This is a genomic window from Janthinobacterium sp. JC611 (assembly GCF_018682595.1).
Lineage (GTDB): Bacteria > Pseudomonadota > Gammaproteobacteria > Burkholderiales > Burkholderiaceae_D > Janthinobacterium.
In genome coordinates this window covers 267,003-286,160 of record NZ_JAFLJN010000044.1, presented here as the reverse complement: position 1 = coordinate 286,160, position 19,158 = coordinate 267,003, and the positions used below count along the sequence as shown (strand labels likewise).

Annotated in this window: 14 protein-coding genes and 4 tRNA genes; 14 read left to right on the top strand and 4 right to left on the bottom strand. The window is 64.2% G+C overall.

Going from position 1 to position 19,158, the window contains the following annotated elements; translation table 11 throughout:
• Window positions 1-131: 131 nt before the first annotated feature.
• The 5 genes from J0O65_RS25065 (at window position 132) to J0O65_RS25045 (ending at window position 2,623) form a co-directional block, all read left to right on the top strand.
• Window positions 132-207: transfer RNA gene (locus tag J0O65_RS25065), tRNA-Gly, on the top strand.
• Window positions 208-262: 55 nt separating this feature from the next.
• Window positions 263-338, top strand: a tRNA-Gly gene (locus J0O65_RS25060).
• A gap of 42 nt (window positions 339-380) precedes the next feature.
• Window positions 381-454 (top strand) — tRNA-Cys (locus J0O65_RS25055).
• Between the two features lie 195 nt (window positions 455-649).
• The gene (locus J0O65_RS25050; RefSeq protein ID WP_215409866.1) at window positions 650-2,137 is read left to right on the top strand and encodes a SulP family inorganic anion transporter; all 1,488 of its coding nucleotides are present in this window, start codon (window positions 650-652) and stop codon (window positions 2,135-2,137) included.
• 33 nt (window positions 2,138-2,170) lie between these two features.
• Window positions 2,171-2,623, top strand: coding sequence for a hypothetical protein (locus J0O65_RS25045; RefSeq protein WP_215409865.1), 453 nt, complete (start codon window positions 2,171-2,173; stop codon window positions 2,621-2,623).
• Window positions 2,624-2,648: 25 nt separating this feature from the next.
• Here J0O65_RS25045 and J0O65_RS25040 read toward each other — a convergent pair whose 3' ends face one another.
• Window positions 2,649-4,358, bottom strand: coding sequence for a methyl-accepting chemotaxis protein (locus J0O65_RS25040; RefSeq protein WP_215409864.1), 1,710 nt, complete (start codon window positions 4,356-4,358; stop codon window positions 2,649-2,651).
• Between the two features lie 382 nt (window positions 4,359-4,740).
• Here J0O65_RS25040 and J0O65_RS25035 point away from each other — a divergent pair, with 382 nt between their 5' ends.
• The 9 genes from J0O65_RS25035 to J0O65_RS24995 all read left to right on the top strand — a co-directional run bounded on the left by J0O65_RS25035 (window position 4,741) and on the right by J0O65_RS24995 (window position 17,399).
• Window positions 4,741-6,891 carry a TonB-dependent receptor gene (locus J0O65_RS25035; RefSeq protein WP_215409863.1) on the top strand — a complete coding sequence of 717 codons (2,151 nt, stop codon included), beginning with the start codon at window positions 4,741-4,743 and terminating at the stop codon, window positions 6,889-6,891.
• Between the two features lie 287 nt (window positions 6,892-7,178).
• Window positions 7,179-10,250, top strand: a complete 3,072-nt coding sequence (fdnG, locus tag J0O65_RS25030) for a formate dehydrogenase-N subunit alpha (RefSeq protein ID WP_215409862.1) — start codon at window positions 7,179-7,181, stop codon at window positions 10,248-10,250.
• 13 nt (window positions 10,251-10,263) lie between these two features.
• On the top strand, window positions 10,264-11,184 hold the full coding sequence (fdxH, locus tag J0O65_RS25025; protein ID WP_215409861.1) for a formate dehydrogenase subunit beta: 921 nt from the start codon (window positions 10,264-10,266) through the stop codon (window positions 11,182-11,184).
• A complete protein-coding gene (locus J0O65_RS25020) occupies window positions 11,174-11,845 on the top strand; it encodes a formate dehydrogenase subunit gamma (RefSeq protein ID WP_215409860.1) in 672 nt (223 codons plus the stop codon). Before fdxH ends, J0O65_RS25020 begins: the two co-directional genes overlap by 11 nt.
• Window positions 11,846-11,985: 140 nt before the next feature.
• The gene (fdhE, locus tag J0O65_RS25015) at window positions 11,986-13,041 is read left to right on the top strand and encodes a formate dehydrogenase accessory protein FdhE (RefSeq protein ID WP_215409859.1); all 1,056 of its coding nucleotides are present in this window, start codon (window positions 11,986-11,988) and stop codon (window positions 13,039-13,041) included.
• A complete protein-coding gene (gene selA, locus J0O65_RS25010; protein ID WP_215409858.1) occupies window positions 13,038-14,447 on the top strand; it encodes an L-seryl-tRNA(Sec) selenium transferase in 1,410 nt (469 codons plus the stop codon). Before fdhE ends, selA begins: the two co-directional genes overlap by 4 nt.
• A complete protein-coding gene (selB, locus tag J0O65_RS25005) occupies window positions 14,444-16,399 on the top strand; it encodes a selenocysteine-specific translation elongation factor (protein WP_215409857.1) in 1,956 nt (651 codons plus the stop codon). The genes selA and selB overlap by 4 nt, the downstream gene beginning before the upstream one ends.
• Before the next feature lie 12 nt (window positions 16,400-16,411).
• Window positions 16,412-16,507, top strand: a tRNA-Sec gene (locus J0O65_RS25000).
• A 178-nt stretch (window positions 16,508-16,685) separates the two neighbouring features.
• Entirely contained in the window at window positions 16,686-17,399 is a 714-nt protein-coding gene (locus tag J0O65_RS24995) for a substrate-binding periplasmic protein (RefSeq protein WP_215409856.1), read from the top strand.
• 1 nt (window position 17,400) lies between these two features.
• Here J0O65_RS24995 and J0O65_RS24990 read toward each other — a convergent pair whose 3' ends face one another.
• Genes J0O65_RS24990 through J0O65_RS24980 form a run of 3 tightly spaced genes read right to left on the bottom strand, consistent with a single transcriptional unit; the run spans window position 17,401 to window position 19,123 of the window.
• Window positions 17,401-18,141 (bottom strand): GGDEF domain-containing protein, encoded by a 741-nt coding sequence (locus tag J0O65_RS24990; protein ID WP_215409855.1) that lies wholly within the window; start codon window positions 18,139-18,141, stop codon window positions 17,401-17,403.
• A 3-nt stretch (window positions 18,142-18,144) separates the two neighbouring features.
• Complete coding sequence (locus J0O65_RS24985) at window positions 18,145-18,543, bottom strand: DUF1987 domain-containing protein (RefSeq protein ID WP_215409854.1); 399 nt, start codon at window positions 18,541-18,543, stop codon at window positions 18,145-18,147.
• Window positions 18,544-18,565: 22 nt separating this feature from the next.
• On the bottom strand, window positions 18,566-19,123 hold the full coding sequence (locus J0O65_RS24980) for a SiaB family protein kinase (protein ID WP_034756676.1): 558 nt from the start codon (window positions 19,121-19,123) through the stop codon (window positions 18,566-18,568).
• Window positions 19,124-19,158 lie beyond the last annotated feature (35 nt).

Below are 19,158 nucleotides of genomic sequence, written 5' to 3'. Positions count from 1 at the left end.
TGGTAGAGCGCAACCTTGCCAAGGTTGAGGTCGAGAGTTCGAGACTCTTCTCCCGCTCCAGTGAAGACTAGATCAGCAGTAAAGCAGCACTGGTAAACGGTAGTAAAAAGCAGTAAAATAGCGGTTCGTATGCGGGAGTAGCTCAGTTGGTAGAGCGCAACCTTGCCAAGGTTGAGGTCGAGAGTTCGAGACTCTTCTCCCGCTCCAGCGAAAGCTGAAGCAGTACAGCAAGATGGCAGTAGCAGAAAATAGAAGCTCCAATGCGGGAGTAGCTCAGTTGGTAGAGCGCAACCTTGCCAAGGTTGAGGTCGAGAGTTCGAGACTCTTCTCCCGCTCCAGTTTTCAAGGTGGGCCGCAAGGCGCATCGAAGCAGTTCCTCTGGCGAGGTAGCAAAGAGGTTATGCAGCGGCCTGCAAAGCCGTTTAGACGGGTTCGATTCCCGTCCTCGCCTCCAGATGAAAAAAATAGCCCGCTTTCGAGTGGGCTATTTTTTTGTCTGCGCTTTCGTCCCATACCGATGTCGTCACCGACGACTTTCCTGTGCCGTTCGGCCCTGGCGCCGCTTGATTGTGACGCCCGCTCGCATGGCTGCGCCTGATGATTGCCCATCAAGCCGGCATTTTCCTGCTCCGACTTTGGATTTGACTCAATGATCAACACAACTTTTCGGGAAGAGTGGTTCCCGAACCTGCAAAAAAACGTCCTGGCGGGTTTGACCACCTCGTTTGCCCTGGTGCCCGAGTGCATCGCCTTTGCCCTGGTGGCGCAATTGAATCCCTTGATGGGCCTGTATGGCGCCTGCATCATTTGCGCGCTGACGGCCATCTTTGGCGGGCGTCCCGGCATGATTTCCGGTGCGGCCGGTTCCATGGCCGTCGTCATCGTGGCACTGGTGGCGCAACATGGCGTGCAATACCTGCTGGCCACCGTGGTGCTTGGCGGTATCTTGATGGCCTTGTTTGGCATCTTGCGCCTGGGTAAGCTGATTCGCATGGTGCCCTATCCGGTGATGCTGGGCTTTGTGAATGGCCTGGCCATCGTCATCGCCATGGCCCAGCTGGAACACTTCCGCCAGGCCACGCCGCAAGGCGAAACCTGGCTGCAAGGCATGCCCTTGTATGTGATGGGGGGACTGGTGCTGCTCACCATGGCCATCGTCTACGTGCTGCCGCGCCTGACAAAAGCCGTGCCGCCGGCGCTGGTGGCCATCCTGGGAGTGGGCGTACTCAGCCATGTCTTGCACTTGCCCACGCGCACCCTGGGCGACCTCGCGCATATCGCCGGCGGCTTGCCGGCACTGCACTGGCCTGCCGTGCCGCTGGAGATGGCCACCTTGCACATCATCTTCCCGTACGCGGCGCTGATGGCCATGGTGGGACTGCTGGAAACCTTGCTTACCTTTAATCTCACCGATGAGATCACGGAAACGCGTGGCCAGCCAAACCGCGAATGCATCGCGCTCGGCGCATCGAATATCGTTTCGGGCGTGTTTGGCGGCATGGGCGGCTGCGCCATGATCGGGCAGACGATGATCAATCTGAGCTCCGGTGGCCGTTCGCGCCTGTCGGGCGTGACGGCCGGTGTGATGATCTTGCTGTTCATCCTGTTCCTGTCGCCGCTGATCGAGCGCATCCCGCTGGCCGCCCTGGTGGGCGTGATGTTCGTCGTGGCGCAGCAGACGTTTGCCTGGGGTTCCTTGCGCGTGCTGGGCAAGGTGCCGCTGCAGGATGCGCTGGTGATCGTCGCCGTGACGGTGATCACGGTGTTCACGGACCTGGCGCTGGCCGTGCTGTGCGGCATCATCATCGCCGCCTTGAATTTCGCCTGGCAGCATGCGCGCGAGATGCGTGCCGACCTCGATGACGGCACGCCCGGCATGCGCGTCTACCTGCCGCACGGCACCCTGTTTTTCGCCTCGACCGCGCATTTCCTGGAATTGTTCCAGCCAGCGTCGGACCCGGCCCGCGTCATCCTCGACTGCCGCCACCTGCACATGGCCGATCACTCGGCCATCGCCGCCATCGAATCGCTGTATGAGCGCTATGACAAGGCCGGCAAGCATCTGCAGGTGACGCAGTTGTCCGCCCGCAATGAGGCCTTGCTGCGGCGGGCCGGGGTGGACGTGAGCGTGGCGTAAAATACGGGATTGCTGAATGTCTGTGGAGTGTGAATGCTGTCGAAGGAACAAGAACAATTATTGCAGCAAAGCCAAGCGGCTTTTGATGCCTACTATGACGCGCTGGGCGCCGCGCTGGTGAATTTTGTCGAGCGACTGGGCATCCAGCCGGCGCACGAAGTGTTGACGAACGCGGCCGAATACCTGCCGTACATCGACGCGGCCATGCGCACCATCGTCATCCGCGACGAGAGCTGGCAATGGGTGAAAACCATGCTCGGCTACTTTATCGGCGAATATTTCGTGCAAGGCCATGCGGGCTGCTGGTATGTGGAAACGCGGGCGGAATCGCCGCATTTCTGCCGCATCATGGTAGGCGGTTTTGAGCATGGTTTGCCGGCGGACGCCGCCATTGATCCGGAAGCGCTGGCGCTGGAATTTCTGGGGCAATCCGCGCCGCGCGAGCTGGCGGCACTGATCGCCCGGGCGCAAGCCCGCGCGGCGTGATGCCGCACGGCTTGCAGAAGCGGATTTAAAACTCTTCCCACTCGCCTTCGGCCGGGCTTGCTGCCTTGCTGCTGGCGCGCGTCGCGGGCAGGCGCAGGGCAGGGGCCGAAGCCTTGCGGGCCGGCGCGGCCATCGGCGCTGCCGGTGCGCTGCGCTGCGCCGCCTTGGCGCTGAAACGGTCGGTCGCGACCGCATTGGCGTCCAGGCGGAAGACGCTGACCACCTGCGCCAGTTCGCTCGCCTGTTCCTGCATCGCTTCTGCCGCCGCCGACGCTTCTTCCACCAGGGCCGCATTCTGCTGGGTCACCTGGTCCATTTCGGAAATGGCCTGGTTGACTTGCTCGATGCCGGCGCTCTGTTCTTCGCTGGCGTTGCTGATCTCGCTCATGATGGACGTGACGAAGCCGATGCTTTGCACGATTTCTTCCATCGTCTTGCCGGCCTTGTCGACCAAGTCCGTGCCCACGTCGACCTTTTGCACGGAGTCGTCGATCAAGCCCTTGATCTCTTTTGCCGCAGCCGCCGAGCGCTGCGCCAGGTTGCGCACCTCTGTTGCCACGACGGCGAAGCCGCGGCCCTGTTCGCCGGCGCGCGCCGCTTCCACGGCCGCGTTCAGGGCCAGGATGTTGGTCTGGAAGGCGATGCCGTCGATGACGGAAATGATGTCGACGATTTTCTTCGACGAGGCATTGATCTCGCCCATGGTGGCCACCACTTCGGCCACAACGGCGCCGCCGCGGCTGGCGATGCCGGCCGCGTCGCCGGCCAGCTTGTTCGCCTGGCGCGCATTGTCCGCGTTCTGTTTCACGGTCGAGGTCAGCTCTTCCATCGACGAGGCCGTCTCTTCCAGCGAACTGGCTTGCTGTTCCGTGCGCGACGACAGGTCCTGGTTGCCGGCGGCGATTTCCGCGGACGCCGTGGCGATGGTGTCGGTGCCGCTGCGCACCTGGCCGACGATGCCGACGAGGCTATCGTTCATGGTTTTCAGGGCATGCATCAGCTGGCCTGTTTCATCGCGGCCCTGGGCCGTGATGGTGCTGCTCAGGTCGCCCGCTGCCACGGTTTCCGCCACTTTCACGGCGTCGCGGATGGGGCCGGTGATCGAGCGCGTGATCCACCAGGCGAAACCGATGCCCATCAGCACGGCCAGCACGCCCATGGTGATCAGGAAGATGCGGGTGCCGCTGTAGGCTTCGATGATGCTGGCGCCAACGGCGTCGGCCGCCTTGATCTGCATGCCGGCAAAGCGCTTCACCTCGGCCAGGTAGGCCACGGTGATCGGCGCGACTTCCTTGTCGAACACGATCTTGGCGCCCGCCATGTCGCCGTCGGCCTTCATCTTGAAGGCGCGCGCGCGCGTCGTCACGTAGTCGGTGCGCACCTTGCGCACGACCTTGAACTGCTCGATCACGGCCGGGTTGAGCAAGGACGCGCTGATGTCGTCCTGCAGCTTGCTGGAACGCTCCGCATCGACCTTCAAGTCGTCCTCGATCTTGGCGCGCACGAGCGGATCGGTGATCTCGAACGAGGCGACGCCGCGCACGCTGTTGAGCTCAATGATCTTCGACCATTCGGCCACCATGCGCTGGTTCTTGATGCTGGTGTTGATGAGGCGATAGGTCAGGTCGCTGGCCGTTTGCATGCGCACGAGGGCGGTGATGGTCAAGGCGGCAAGCAACAGCAATACGACGGCAAAGCCGACGCCAAGGCGGCTGCCGATGTTCAGGTTTTTCATGTAATTCCTAACAGTTTAATGGTCATGATCGCCGCCGCCAGCAGGGGCGGACAGGCGCCGCAAGGCGCAGGGGATCGGGGTCTTCGGGTGCCGCGTGATGGCTGTGCGGCGCGCCACGCTGAGCGTGGCGATGGAGGTGAAGCAAGGGGCACGTCGGTCAGGCTGACCGCTGCCCAGCAAGCCGCAAGTATAGCATTGACGCAGGGAAATAGTTTCTGGCGGCAATTTTAATTGTTTTTTGATATTGATTTCCTGTTGTGTTTTTACGTCAAGTACCTAGTCTATAAGTACTATCACTTACATTCCGTCTTACTTTTCCCCATGTTGGCTGATAAAATACTAATGATAATCATTCGTATTAAACCATCGACCAGGGAATTGTATGCAGCAACAGCGCAAGCCGGGATGTCAACCGATCACCATCGCCGTACTGGGCGCCTTGACCTTGGGCGCCACGCCGCTGGTGGCGTGGGCGCAGGAAACATTGCCCGCCGTCACCGTGACGGCTGCCAAGGACCAGGACGGCTATGTCGCCGTCACCTCCGCCAGCGGCACCAGGACGGACATGGCCCTGCGCGACGTGCCGCAGACGATCAACGTGGTGCCGGCCGCCGTCATCCGCGACCAGAACGCCATGTCGATCCAGGACATCATGAAGAACATCCCCGGCGTGGGCCTGTCCACGGGCGACGGCCAGCGCGACCAGGTGTTCATCCGCGGCTTCACGGCCATCGGCGACCAGTTCGTCGACGGCTTCCGCGATGACGCGCTGTACTTCCGCGACCTGTCGAACGTGGAGCGCCTGGAAGTGATCAAGGGGCCGGCCGCCGTGCTGTACGGCCGCGGTTCCTCGGGCGGCCTGGTGAACCGCATCACGAAGAAGCCGGGCGTGGACATCACGGACGTGGCCGTGAGCCTGACGAATACAAAAGGGCGCCGCGGCGAAGTCGACGCGGGCCGCGTGGGCGAGACGGTGGACTGGCGTGTCACGGGCGCGCGCGAATTGTCGGACAGCTACCGCGACCAGCAATTCATCAACCGCACGGCGCTGGCGCCGTCCGTGGCCATCCGCCTGTCGAGCGCGACGAAACTGCTGCTGCAGGGCGATTACCTGGAAGACCGCCGCCTGACGGATTTCGGCATCCCGTCCTGGCACGGCCGTCCCGTGGCCGTCGATGCGGGCACGTATTACGGCGCTGCCAACGCCCGCGATGCCGACTTCAGCCAGTCGCGCGTGGTGTCCACGGCCGCCACGCTGACGCACAAGTTCAGCGAGTCCTTGTCGCTGCGCAATGCCTTCCGTTATTACGATTACCACCTGGACCGCAACAACACTAACATTTCCGGCAACGTCAATGAGGTCAAGGGCACGATGAACCTGGGCCACGCCAAGCTGAACCGCGACGAGAGCGGCTGGTTCAACCAGACGGAACTGACGCAAAAGCTCGTCACGGGCACCATGCGCCACGCAGTGCTGTACGGCGCCGAATTCGGCAAGCAAAACAAGGATGCGTCGAGCTGGGCGTCGAGCGTGGTGGCGACGAATGTGTCGATCTTCCATCCCGTCCTGCCGCACGTCAACCGCAGCAAGCTGGGCGCGCGCAGCGATACCTTCGGCACCTACGACACGGCCGCCGCCTACGTGCAGGACGCCGTCCGCTTCAGCGACGAGTGGAAGGCGCTGGCCGGCCTGCGCTACGACCGCTACCGGCAGCAGTCGCGCCTGGCCAATGCGCTTGGCGCGACGACGGCGGATTTGTCGCGCACGGATTCGGCCTACAGCCCCCGTGCCGGCCTCGTCTGGCAACCGGGCGCGGCGCAGTCGTATTACGCGTCGTGGAGCCGCTCATTCCAGCCCAGCGGCGAGAATTTCGCCCTGGCCGCCAACAATGCCGACCTGGCGCCGGAAACCACGCGCAACACGGAAGTGGGCGCCAAGTACGAGCTGTGGGGCGGCCGCGCCAACGCCAGCGTGTCGCTGTTCCGCCTGGAGCGCGACAATATCAAGAGCAGCGACCCGATCACGAACCGCATCGTGCCGGTCGGCACGCAGCGCACGGACGGCCTGGAGCTGACCTTCAACGCGGACTTGCACGATGGCTGGAAGATGACGGCCGGCTACGCTTACCTGGACGCCACCATCACCGATTCCATCGCCGTCGACAAGAGCGTGAATGCGCCGGGCACGACGACGGCCAGTGCCGTCGCCATCAAGGGCAAGCGCGCGACCTTGACGGCGCGCAATACGGCCAACCTGTGGCTGACGAAAGACCTGGGCCATGGCTTCACGGTGGGCGGCGGCGCGAACGCCGTCGGCAGCCGCTACGCCAATCCGGGCAACACGGTGCTGCTGCCAGGCTACGTGACGGCCGACGCCATGGCCGCGTACCGCACGGGCCGCTATGAAGTGCAGCTGAACGTTAACAATATCGGCGACACGCGCTACATCGTCTCGGGCCACGGTTCCAGCCCGAACCTGAGCTTGCCGGGCGCGCCGCGCAACGTGGCGCTGACCTTGCGCTACAGCCTGTAATCCGGCATTTTTGTCACGCTTTCCAAACCCGCTCGCGAGCGGGTTTTTTCATGGGTGGGTAGCGATGTGCAAGCGTGCCGGGCAGACTGGCATTGTTTAGAGGGAACCTTCGCTATCGTCAGATTAATGTTGACTAAAGGCAATTTTTCCCGGCGGACTAAGCCTTGTCGGAGTTTGAGGGGTAAAATGGCGTCATACGGCACAGGCATGGTGCTTATATCTTGATGGTATGACACGACAACGACGCCGTATGACTTTTTATTTACTCACATCATAGAGGCCTGAATATGGTTCAGATGTCCAGGCGCCAGTTCCTTCGGGTAACTGGCGCGACCATTGCTGGTTCCAGCCTCGCCCTGCTCGGTTTCGCACCGGGCCAGGCGATGGCGGAAGTGCGGCAATACAAGCTGTCTCGCACGACCGAGACACGCAATACCTGTCCTTACTGTTCGGTAGGATGCGGCGTCCTGCTGTATGGCCTGGGCGACGGCGCGAAAAACGCCGTCTCCAGCATCATCCACGTGGAAGGCGATGCCGATCACCCGGTGAACCGCGGCACCCTGTGCCCGAAAGGCGCCAGCCTGGTCGACTTCATCCACAGCCCGAACCGCCTGAAAATGCCCGAATACCGCGCACCGGGCGGCACGGAATGGCAACCGATCTCCTGGGATGTGGCGCTCGACAAGATCGCGCGCCTGATGAAGGATGACCGCGACGCCAACCTGATCGAAAAGAATGCCGACGGCAAGACCGTCAACCGCTGGCTCTCCACCGGCATGCTGGCCGCGTCCGCCGGCAGCAACGAGGTGGGGTATCTGACCCACAAGACGGTGCGCAGCATGGGGATGCTGACCTTTGATAATCAGGCGCGTGTATGACACGGACCGACGGTGGCAGGTCTTGCCCCGACGTTTGGCCGTGGCGCGATGACGAATCATTGGGTCGATATCAAGAATGCCGACGTGATCCTGGTCATGGGCGGCAATGCAGCAGAAGCACATCCTTGCGGATTCAAGTGGGTAACGGAAGCGAAGGCGCATAACAAGGCCAAGCTGATCGTTGTCGATCCGCGTTTTACCCGTACCGCATCCGTGGCAGATTACTACTGCGCCACGCGTACCGGCACGGACATCGTCTTCCTCGGCGCGATCATCAATTATCTGCTGACGAACGACAAGATCCAGCATGAGTACGTGCGCAACTACACGGACATGCCCTTCATCGTGCGCGAAGACTATGCGTTCGAGGATGGCCTGTTCTCGGGTTTCGACAAGGAAAAAGGCAAGTACACCAACAAGGCCACCTGGGATTACGAGATCGGCGAAGACGGCTACGCCAAGGTCGACCCGACCCTGGAACACCCGCGCTGCGTCTACCAGATGATGAAGAAGCACTACGCGCGCTACACGACCGAGATGGTCGAACGCACGTGCGGCGTGTCGGCCGACAAGTTCCACAAGGTGGCGGAAGCATTGGCTTCGACCGCCGTGCCGGGACGCGCCGGCACCATCCTGTACGCGCTGGGCTGGACGCACCATTCGACGGGCGCGCAGACCATCCGCACGGGCGCCATGGTGCAACTGTTGCTGGGAAATATGGGCATCGCCGGCGGCGGCATGAACGCCTTGCGCGGCCACTCGAACATCCAGGGCTTGACCGACCTGGGCCTGATGTCGAACCTGTTGCCGGGTTATATGACCTTGCCGAACGAAGCCGAGCAGGATTTCGACGGCTATATCGCCGCGCGCGCCACCAAGCCGCTGCGGCCGAACCAGCTCAGCTACTGGAGCAATTACCGCAAATTCCACGTCAGCTTCATGAAGACGTGGTGGGGCGACTTTGCCACGGCGGAAAATAACTACGCCTTCGACTACCTGCCGAAACTCGACAAGCCGTATGACTTGATGCAAGCGATCGAGAATATGCATCAAGGCAAGATGACGGGCTATATCTGCCAGGGCTTCAATGTGCTGGCGTCCGCGCCGAACAAGCAGAAGGTCACGGAAGCGCTGGCTAAGCTGAAGTTCCTCGTCATCATGGATCCGCTGGCCGTGGAAACGGGGGAATTCTGGAAGGCGCACGGGCAGTACCACGAAGTCGATCCCACCAAGATCATGACGGAAGTGTTCCGCCTGCCGACCAGCTGCTTCGCCGAAGAGCGCGGTTCGCTGGTGAGTTCTTCGCGCGTGCTGCAGTGGCACTGGCAGGCGGCCGAACCGCCGGGCCAGGCGCGCAGCGACCTGGAGATCATGTCGGGCCTGTTCTTGCGCATGCGCGACATGTACAAGAAAGAGGGCGGCAAGTTCCCCGATCCTATCGTCAACCTGACGTGGAATTATGCGCAGCCGCATAACCCGCAGCCGGAAGAAATCGCCCGCGAATTCAACGGCAAGGCGCTGGCCGACTTGTACGATCCGAAAGATCCGACCAAGCTGCTGGTGAAAAAGGGCGAGCAGCTGGCCTCGTTTGCGCAATTGCGCGACGATGGCACCACCACCAGCGGCTGCTGGATCTTCGCCGGCAGCTGGACGCAGGCGGGCAACCAGATGGGGCGGCGCGACAATAGCGACCCGACCGGCATCGGCCAGACCCTGGGCTGGGCCTGGGCGTGGCCGGCCAACCGCCGCGTGCTGTACAACCGCGCCTCGTGCGACTTGAAGGGCAAGGCTTTCGATCCGACCCGTAAACTCATCGAGTGGAATGGGACGAACTGGAGCGGGGCGGACATTCCCGACTTCAAGGCCGACGAACCGCCGGAAAACGGCATGGGCCCGTTCATCATGCTGGGCGAGGGCGTGGCGCGCTTCTTTGCGCGCGGCGCCATGGCCGAGGGGCCGTTCCCCGAGCATTACGAGCCGTTCGAGAATCCGCTCGGCTATAACCCCATGCATCCGAAAAACCCGCAGGCGACCAGCAATCCGGCCGCGCGCGTGTTCGCCGATGACCGCAAGCTGTTCGGCACGCATGAGGAATACCCGCATGTGGCCACCAGCTATCGCCTGACCGAGCATTTCCATTACTGGACCAAGCATGCGCGCCTGAATGCCATCATCCAGCCGCAGCAATTCGTCGAAATCGGCGAAGAGCTGGCCAAGAGCATCGGCGTCGTCGCCGGTGGCGAAGTGCGCGTCAGTTCCAAGCGCGGCCACATCATCGCCAAGGCCGTCGTCACCAAGCGCATCAAGGCTTTGATGATCGAGGGCAAACCGGTGCATACCGTGGGCCTGCCGCTGCACTGGGGCTTTACGGGCGTGGCCAAGCCGGGGTATCTGATCAATACCCTGACGCCGGGCGTGGGGGATGCGAATTCGCAAACGCCGGAATTCAAGTCCTTCCTCGTGAAGGTGGAAAAAGCATGATGGGAGCTCAATAATGGCACTGCAATCCTTAGATATCCGGCGCCTGTCCGCCACCACGGTCACGCCGCCGCAGGCGCGCAGCCCGGTGACGGGCACCGTGGCCAAGCTGATCGACGTGTCGAAATGCATCGGCTGCAAGGCTTGCCAGACGGCGTGCATGGAATGGAACGACTTGCGCGACGAAGTCGGCGAAAACCATGGCACCTATGACAATCCGACGGACCTGACGCCGCAATCGTGGACGGTGATGCGTTTTGCCGAACACGAAAACAACGACGGCAACCTCGAGTGGCTGATCCGCAAGGACGGCTGCATGCACTGCGAGGACCCGGGCTGTCTGAAAGCCTGCCCGGCGCCGGGCGCCATCGTGCAATACACGAACGGCATCGTCGATTTCCACCAGGAAAGCTGCATCGGCTGCGGCTACTGCGTGGCCGGCTGTCCTTTCGACGTGCCCCGCATTTCGAAAAAGGACGACCGCGCCTATAAATGCACCTTGTGCTCGGACCGCGTCGCCGTGGGCCAGGAACCGGCCTGCGTGAAAACCTGCCCGACGGGCGCCATCGTCTTCGGCACCAAGGAAGACATGAAGGTGCATGCGGAAGAGCGCATCGTCGACCTGAAGTCGCGCGGTTTCGAGAATGCGGGCCTGTACGACCCGCTGGGCGTGGGCGGTACGCACGTGATGTACGTGCTGCACCATGCGGACAAGCCGAAGCTGTATTCGAACTTGCCGGAACGCCCGCGCATCAGCCCGATGGTGGGCTTCTGGAAGGGCTGGTCCAAGCCGCTGGCGGTGGCCGGCATGGCCGCCACGGCGCTGGCAGGCTTCTTCCACTACACGCGTGTCGGTCCGAACGAAGTGAGCAAGGACGAAGAGCACGAAGCCTTGGAAGAGGCCAAGCGCATCCGGGAGGAACAGCATGAAGCATAGTGAACTTCACGATGGCAAGCTGCGCGACAAGGATGGCAACCCGCTGATCCAGCGCTACGAACCGAACGAGCGCACGAATCACTGGGTCACCGCCATCACCTTCGTCATGCTGGCCCTGTCCGGGCTGGCCATGTTCCATCCGTCGATGGCGTGGCTGGCGAATCTGTTCGGCGGCGGGCAATGGACGCGCATTCTGCATCCATTCGCCGGCCTGGTGATGTTCGTCTCGTTCGCGATCCTGGTGGTGCGCTTCTGGCACCACAACAAGTTCGAGGACGGCGACAAGCAGTGGCTGAAACAGATGGACGACGTGCTCAACAACCGCGAAGAAAAGCTTCCGAAGATCGGCAAATACAATGCCGGCCAGAAGATCCTGTTCTTCGTGCTGCTCGCCTGCATGGTGGGATTGCTGCTGTCGGGCATCGTGATCTGGCGCGCGTACTTCGCGTTCTACTTCCCGATCCCCGTCATCCGCGCGGCCGCCTTGCTGCACGCCGTGTGCGCATTTGGCATCATCTGCGCCATCATCGTGCACATCTATGCAGCGATCTGGGTCAAGGGCTCGATCGGCGCCATGGTGCGCGGCACCGTCACTTACGGCTGGGCGCGCAAGCACCATCCGAAGTGGTTTGAATCGGTGATGCGCAACAGCAAGGATTAAGCTGCCGCACTGACACCCTGCTGCAAGAGCCGGGGCCGGTCCCACAGGATCGGCCCCGTTCTCTTTATCGTTTAGAATACTTTTACAGCACAGCCAACTCCGCTGGCTCTGCTTTGTTTTTTTTGGATGGGAAAACTCCATTGGTACAACGAATTCTTCAGCCAGGCGAAATCGAAGGCCTGGACCATAACGCGATTCCGCGCCTGCTGCTGCCGCAGCCCGCCAGCCTGTTTACGGCGCGCGCCTTGCGCTTGCGCGAACTGGCGCAGGGCAAGATCAAGGGCATCCCCGTCGATGCGGGCATGCAGGGTTACCTGGTGCTGATGGCCGCGCTGGCCGACGCGCAGGCGGCCGTGGTGGGAAAACTGGCGCCTGGCGCCGTGCCCGCCGCCGACCCCGACGCGCTGCGCCGCGCCATCGCTCACCGCATGCCGGTGCTGCCCGTCAGCGGCGCCCGTCCGCCCGTCTGGCGCGACATCTTTGCCAGCCTGCTCGATGAACTGGCTGCCACGGCGGCCAGCCAGCCGGCCCTGTCCGGCGGCCTGACGCAGGTGCTGGCGCAATTGCGCGCGCTCGACGCGGCAGCGCTGGACGCCTGCGCCGATTGCGTGCTCGATGAAAACGGCGACAACCTCAATCCCATGCATGCACCGTTCGTCGCGGCCGCGCTGCAAATTTTATGGTCGGTGTCGGCCAGCGAACTGCGCGCCGCGCGCGTGCCGGACCTGGAAACGGGCGCCCTGTGCCCCGTCTGCGGTTCGCACCCCGTCGCCAGCGTGATCCGCATCGGCGGCGGGTCGCAGGGCTACCGCTACCTGCACTGCGGCATTTGCGAAAGCGAATGGCATATGGTGCGCGTGAAGTGCTCGACCTGCGAACAAAATGGCAAGATCGCCTACCAGGGCCTGGATGCGGCGGGAGCAAAGCCGTTCGATCCCGTGGCGGCGAAGGACGACAAATCGCCGAACAAGGCGAACGATCCGAAGAAGGTGGCGCGCGCGGAAACCTGCGACGATTGCCATACCTACCGCAAGGTCTTCAACCAGGAACACGATTACAACGTCGAACCCCTGGCCGACGACCTGGCCAGCCTGATGCTCGACCTGCTGGTGGGCGAGGCGGGCTACCAGCGCGCCAGCGGCAATCCATTGCTGTGGCTGGGCAAGGGCGACAGCGGCGAGGGCCAGCCAGCATGACGACGGGGCAAACCGTGCGCCTGCCGTCGGTGGACCGCATCCTGGGCGACGCGGCTTGCCTCGACCTGATCGCGCACCATGGCCGCGTGCAGACCGTGGCCTGCGCGCGCGCCGTGCTGGCGGAAATGCGCACGGCCATGCTGGCGGGCGCAGTCTGCGAAGAGGGCGCATCGATCGCCGCCATCGCCGCGCAGATGGCCGAACGGCTGCAGGCGCAATCGCGCTCGCGGCTGCGCGCCGTCTATAACCTGACGGGCACCGTGCTGCACACCAACCTGGGCCGCGCGCTGCTGCCCGACGCCGCCGTGCAAGCCGTGGTCGAAGCGTTGCAGTGGCCGATGAATCTGGAATTCGACCTGGAGACGGGCAAGCGCGGCGACCGCGACGACCTGGTCGAGGAACTGCTGCGCGAACTGACGGGGGCCGAAGCGGCCACCATCGTCAACAACAATGCGGCCGCCGTGCTGCTGATGTTGAATACCCTGGCGCAGGGCAAGGAGGTGGTGGTGTCGCGCGGCGAACTGGTGGAAATCGGCGGCGCCTTCCGCATCCCCGACGTCATGACGCGCGCCGGCGCCGTGCTGCGCGAAGTGGGCAGCACCAACCGCACGCACCTGGCCGACTACGCCAACGGCGTGAATGAAGACACTGCCCTCCTGATGAAGGTCCATTGCAGCAATTACGCGATCACCGGTTTCACGAAAAGCGTGGAGCTCGACGAACTGGTGCCGCTGGCGGCGCAACGCGGCGTGCCGACGGCCGTGGACCTGGGCAGCGGCACCCTGGTCGATCTGGCCCAGTATGGCTTGCCGCATGAAACGACGGTGCGCGAAACCATAGCAGCGGGCGCCGACCTGGTGACCTTCAGCGGCGATAAATTGCTGGGCGGGCCGCAGTGCGGCGTCATCGTCGGGCGCGCCGATTTGATCGCGAAGATCAAGCGCAACCCCCTGAAACGCGCACTGAGGGTCGGCAAGCTGACCCTGGCCGCCCTGGCCCCCGTGCTGCAGCTGTACCGCGCGCCGGACTTGCTGGCCGAGCGCCTGACCACCTTGCGCCTGCTGACGCGTCCCGCCGCCGCCATGCGTGCGCAGGCGGACACCATGCTGCCGCTGCTGCAAGGGGCGCTCGGCAGCGCCTATGTGGTCACCGCTGAAGCGATGAAAAGCCAGATCGGCAGCGGCGCCTTGCCCGTCGACCAGTTGCCCAGCTTTGGCCTGGCCATCCGCAGCGCCCCAGGCTCGCGCCTGAGCAACCCGCTGGGCGCGCTGGAACAGCGGCTGCGCGCCTTGCCGCGTCCCGTGATCGGGCGCATCGGACAAGACACCTTGTGGCTCGATTTGCGCTGCCTGGAAGCGGCGCACGAGACGGCCTTCATCGCGCAACTCGACGAGTTGTCCGCATGATCGTCGGCACCGCAGGCCATATCGACCATGGCAAGACGACCCTCACGCGCGCGCTGACGGGCGTGCACACGGACCGCCTGAAGGAAGAGCAGGCGCGCGGCATCTCGATTGAACTCGGTTACGCCTACCTGCCGCTGGCGGACGGCACGGTGCTGGGCGTGATCGACGTGCCGGGCCACGAAAAATTCATCCGCACCATGGCTTCCGGCGTGACGGGCATCGATTTCGCTTTGCTCGTGGTGGCGGCCGACGACGGCATCATGCCGCAGACACAAGAACACCTGGCCATCTTGCAGCTGCTGGGCGTGACGCGCGGCGCCGTGGCGCTGACCAAGATCGACCGCGCCGACGGCGCCCGTGTGGCGCAGGTGGAGGCGGACATCGAGGCGCTGCTGGCCGGCACGCCGCTGGCGGGCAGCCCGATCTTCCCCACGGCCGCCCATCGCGACGGCGACGCCGGCGTGGCCGCCTTGCTGGCGCACCTGACGCGGGTGGCGCGCAGCCTGCCGCGACGCGACGAGCGGCGCTTGTTCCGCCTCGGCGTGGACCGCGTGTTCACCTTGTCGGGGCAGGGCACCATCGTCACCGGCACGGCGCTGGCGGGCCGCGCGCAGGTGGGCGACATGCTTCAGCTGGCGCCCGGCGGCGCGGCGGCACGGGTGCGCAGCATCCATGCGCAGAACCGCGCGGCGGACGCCGGGATGGCGGGCCAGCGCCTGGCGCTGAACCTGGCCGGCATCGACCGCGAGCGCATCGAGCGGGGCAACTGGATCGTCGCGCCCGAGCTGGCGCAGTGCTCGGAACGCCTCGACGTGGAACTGACCCTGCTGCCCGACGCCGGCGTGCAGCTGAAAGCCTGGTCGCCGCTGCACGTGCACCTGGGCGCGGCGCACCAGCTGGCGCGCGCCGTCATGCTCGATGGCGAAACCCTGTCGCCGGGGCAGACGGGCAGGGTGCAGCTGGTGTTCGACGCACCCATGCACGGCGTGCCGGGCGACCGCTTCGTCGTGCGCAATGCGCAAGCCACGCAGACGGTGGGCGGCGGCATGGTGCTCGATCCGTTCGGCCCCGCGCGCAAGCGCCGCAGCCCGGCCAGGCTGGCGTGGCTCGACGCGCTGGCCGCGTTCGTCGCGCACGGCGACTATGCGGCCTTGCTGGCGCAAAGCCCGCTGGGCTTGCGCGAGTCGCTGCTGGTGCGCCTGTCCCTGCTGCCGCCGCACGCCCTGGCGCTGCCGCCCGACACGCGGCGCATCGCCCTGCGCGGCGGCGACGCCCTGCTGCTGGCGCCGGCGGCGCAGGCGGTACTGGAAGAAAGAGTGCTGGCCGCATTGGCAGCCTTCCACGCGCGCGCGCCCGACGAGGCGGGGCCGGAACTGTGGCGTTTGAAGCGCATCGTCGACGCGGAGATGGAAGACGCCTTGTGGAGCCACCTGGTCGAAGGCTTGCTGGCGCAGGGCAGCGTGCTGGCGCGCGGCGCCAGCCTGCACTTGCCGACGCACAGCGTGGAATTGACGCCGCAGGAGCAGGCGCTGGCCGAGCCCTTGCTGGCGGCCTTGCTGCAGGGGCGTGCCGATCCGCCGTGGACGCGCGACCTGGCGCGCGACTTCGGCCTGGCCGAGGACGACGCGCGCCGGCTGTTGCGCAAACTGGCCAAGGCAGGGCAGATCAGCCAGGTGGTGCACGACCTGTTCTATCACCAGGCGGCGCTGGCCGAGCTGGCGCAACTGGTGCGCACCCTGGCCGAAAAAGCGGAGCTGGACGACGGCCTGGCGCCCGGTTCCGGCGCCGTCGGCGCGGCCACCTTCCGCGACGCCAGCGGCCTGGGCCGCAAGCGGGCGATCCAGGTTCTGGAGTTCTTCGACCGCGTCGGTTATACTCGCCGTGTTGGCAATGGGCATCTATTGCGCCCGCAGGCGCTGTGGTCCTATAGTCCACCCTTGTCGAGCAGCTAGCTCAGGCACCGCGGAAAGCACACTCATCCGGTGATGTGGCCGGGCTTCAAACCCGGTGGAGGGCGTCAGCCGTTCTCCCGTAGGTTCGACTCCTACTGTTTTCCGCCATTATTTCCCCTTTCCTTCCCCCGTCTTCCACATGGCACCCCCGCCGGCGTTGGCCCGCTGCCACGTTGCTGAAAAACAATGATTTAATAGATAACTTTTGGCGATGGCCAGCCGTAGCCGGTGGTAACATCGTGCCGATGGCAGGGATGCACATGTCCTGAGGTAGATGAAAGCAAGCATGAAACAACGAGGAATGGCATGGCTGCTGGCAGCGGCGTTGCTGGTGCCGCCGGTGGTAGCGGCGGCGGATTTGCGCATCGTCGGCGAGCATTTGCCGCCGTCGAGCATGATGGAAGGCAATGTCGTCGTGGGACGCGAAACGCTCAAGGTGCGCGAGATCATGGCGCGCGCCGCGCTTTCCTACAGCATCGAGCTGCTGCCGTGGAAGCGCGCGTACGCGCAAGCGCTGCGCGAAGCCGATACCTGCCTCTTTTCCACCAGCCGCACGCAGGAGCGCGAAGCGCAATTTCGCTGGATCGGCCCCCTCAATGAAGCGGAATGGGTGCTGTATGGCCTGGCCGAGCGGCGCCTGACGCTGCGCACGCTGGCCGATGCGCGCGGCCTGGTGATCGGCACGGTGCTGGGCGACGCGCGCGACGATTACCTGCGCCAGCAAGGATTGAGCGTGGCGCCCGTGACGCAGGAGTGGCTCAATCCGCAAAAGCTGCTGCTGGGACGCATCGACCTGTGGGCCGTCGGCATGGCGGTCGGCAGCAAGCCGTTTGCCGGCAAGGCGTGGGAGGGCAAGGTGGTGCCGCTGCTGACGTTCAACCGCGTGCAGACGTATCTGGCCTGTAATAAACAGCTGCCCGAGGCGCAGGTATTGGCCATGCAGCGTGCGGCGGCGGCCATGCGCCGCGACGGCGGCATGGTGCGCGAACAGCTGCGCTGATTCAGCTCTCCAGCCACTGACGCACGCAGTTGCGTCCTTCGCGCTTGGCCTGGTACAGGGCCTGGTCCGCATGGCTGTAGGCCGTCTCGAAGGCCGTGCCGGCGCGGTTCCAGCTCAGGCCCACGCTGACGGTGATGGCGCGCGTGATGGGCGCCGCATGGCGCTGGCGACCGACCGTCTCGCAGATGCGCTGCGCCACTTGCGCCGCGTCGTCGCGCGAGGAGGTGGGCCAGACGACGGAAAACTCTTCGCCGCCGACCCGGCCGATGGCCGTTTCCTGTCCCAATAGTCCCTTCAGGCAGTCCACCACGGCCTGGATCACGCCGTCGCCGGCCGGGTGGCCGAAGTCGTCGTTGACCTGCTTGAACAGGTCGATGTCGAGCACGATCAGCGCCATGTCGCCCTGCGCCAGGCAGCGCGAGGCGTGGTCGATCACGGCGCCGCGGTTCAGGGCGCCCGTCAGCGGGTCGTGCGTGGCGCGGTATTCGAGCTGGCCGGCCAGCGTCTGCAACTGCCGGTTCAGCAGATGCATGTCGCGCTCGGCGCGGTCGCTGCGGCCGATCAGCCGGCGCGTCTCGCGCATCAACCGCTCGTAGTGAACGATCAGCTCACCGAGCACGCGCCGCTGCGCCTCGCCGCTGGCGTGAGTATCGGCGTGCATGCGCCGCGCCGCGGCCAGCGCCGCCGCTTCCACGGTGAACAGGTCCGGTTCCAGTCCGGACTCGGAGAGGGCGGCGCGCATGTCCTAGCTGCCCTGCACGGGATGGTCGCGGAAATCGAGCGCCGTGAAGTCCTGCTGCAGCTCCTGGCCGAATTCCAGGATGGTGTCGTCGTCCTCGTCGTGATACCAGTTCAGGCGCACCCGGTTGCCGTCGATGGCCGCCTGGTTCAGGGTGTCGAACAGGGTGAACAGCATCTTCGTGCTGGAGCTGTTGAAGTAGGCCAGCGAGACGTTGACGGTGATGGCGCTCTCGCGGCAGCCTTCCAGGTAGGCGCGCACGGCGGCGATCAGCGGGCCATAGAATGCGGCCGCATTTTCCGGATACGACTCGCCCTTGATCGACAGGGTGTGCTGCTCGAAACGGAAGTCGATTTCGGGCGAACTCGGGGTCGCGGCGATGAACAGTGGTGACGGTAATTGCATATGCTTTCCTGAGTCGGCTCTTTCAAATGATGGCTTTGATGCAGAAGATGGTGTGGCCAGGCTCCTGCGGGTCCTGGACGAATTCGAATTCCAGCGGCTCGCTGGCGTCGCGCGCCATGGTGAGAAAGCCCAGGCCCGCGCCCTTGCTGTCGGCCGGCGCTTCCTCGCGCAGGGCCTTCTTGTAGGCGAGGCGGATTTCTTCCATCGTCATGGTGTGCAGCGGCTCCAGGCGGGCGCGGATCTGCGCCACGTTGTCGGTCGAGACGGGGTTGGCACACAGCAGGAAAAAGCTGTCGCCGCGCGTGCCGATGCAAAACGAGCCGCGCCGCATCTGCTGGTCCAGCTGCGCATCGGGCGTCAGGCTGTCGGCGGAATAATGCATGATGTTTTGCGACATCTCGATGAACGAGGAAAAGATGCGCCGCCGCGTGGGCCCGGCCGCGCCGGCCGTGTCGAGGCGCGCCTTGATGGTTTCGGAAATGGCGTTCACCACGTGCTGCGAGAAATAGCCCACGTAAAAAAAGATGATGTTGCGCTTGCGCGCCACATCCCAAAACTCGTTGAATTCTTCGTACAGCACGTCCGTGCTCCTGGCTAGCCGGTGACCCGGTTTCT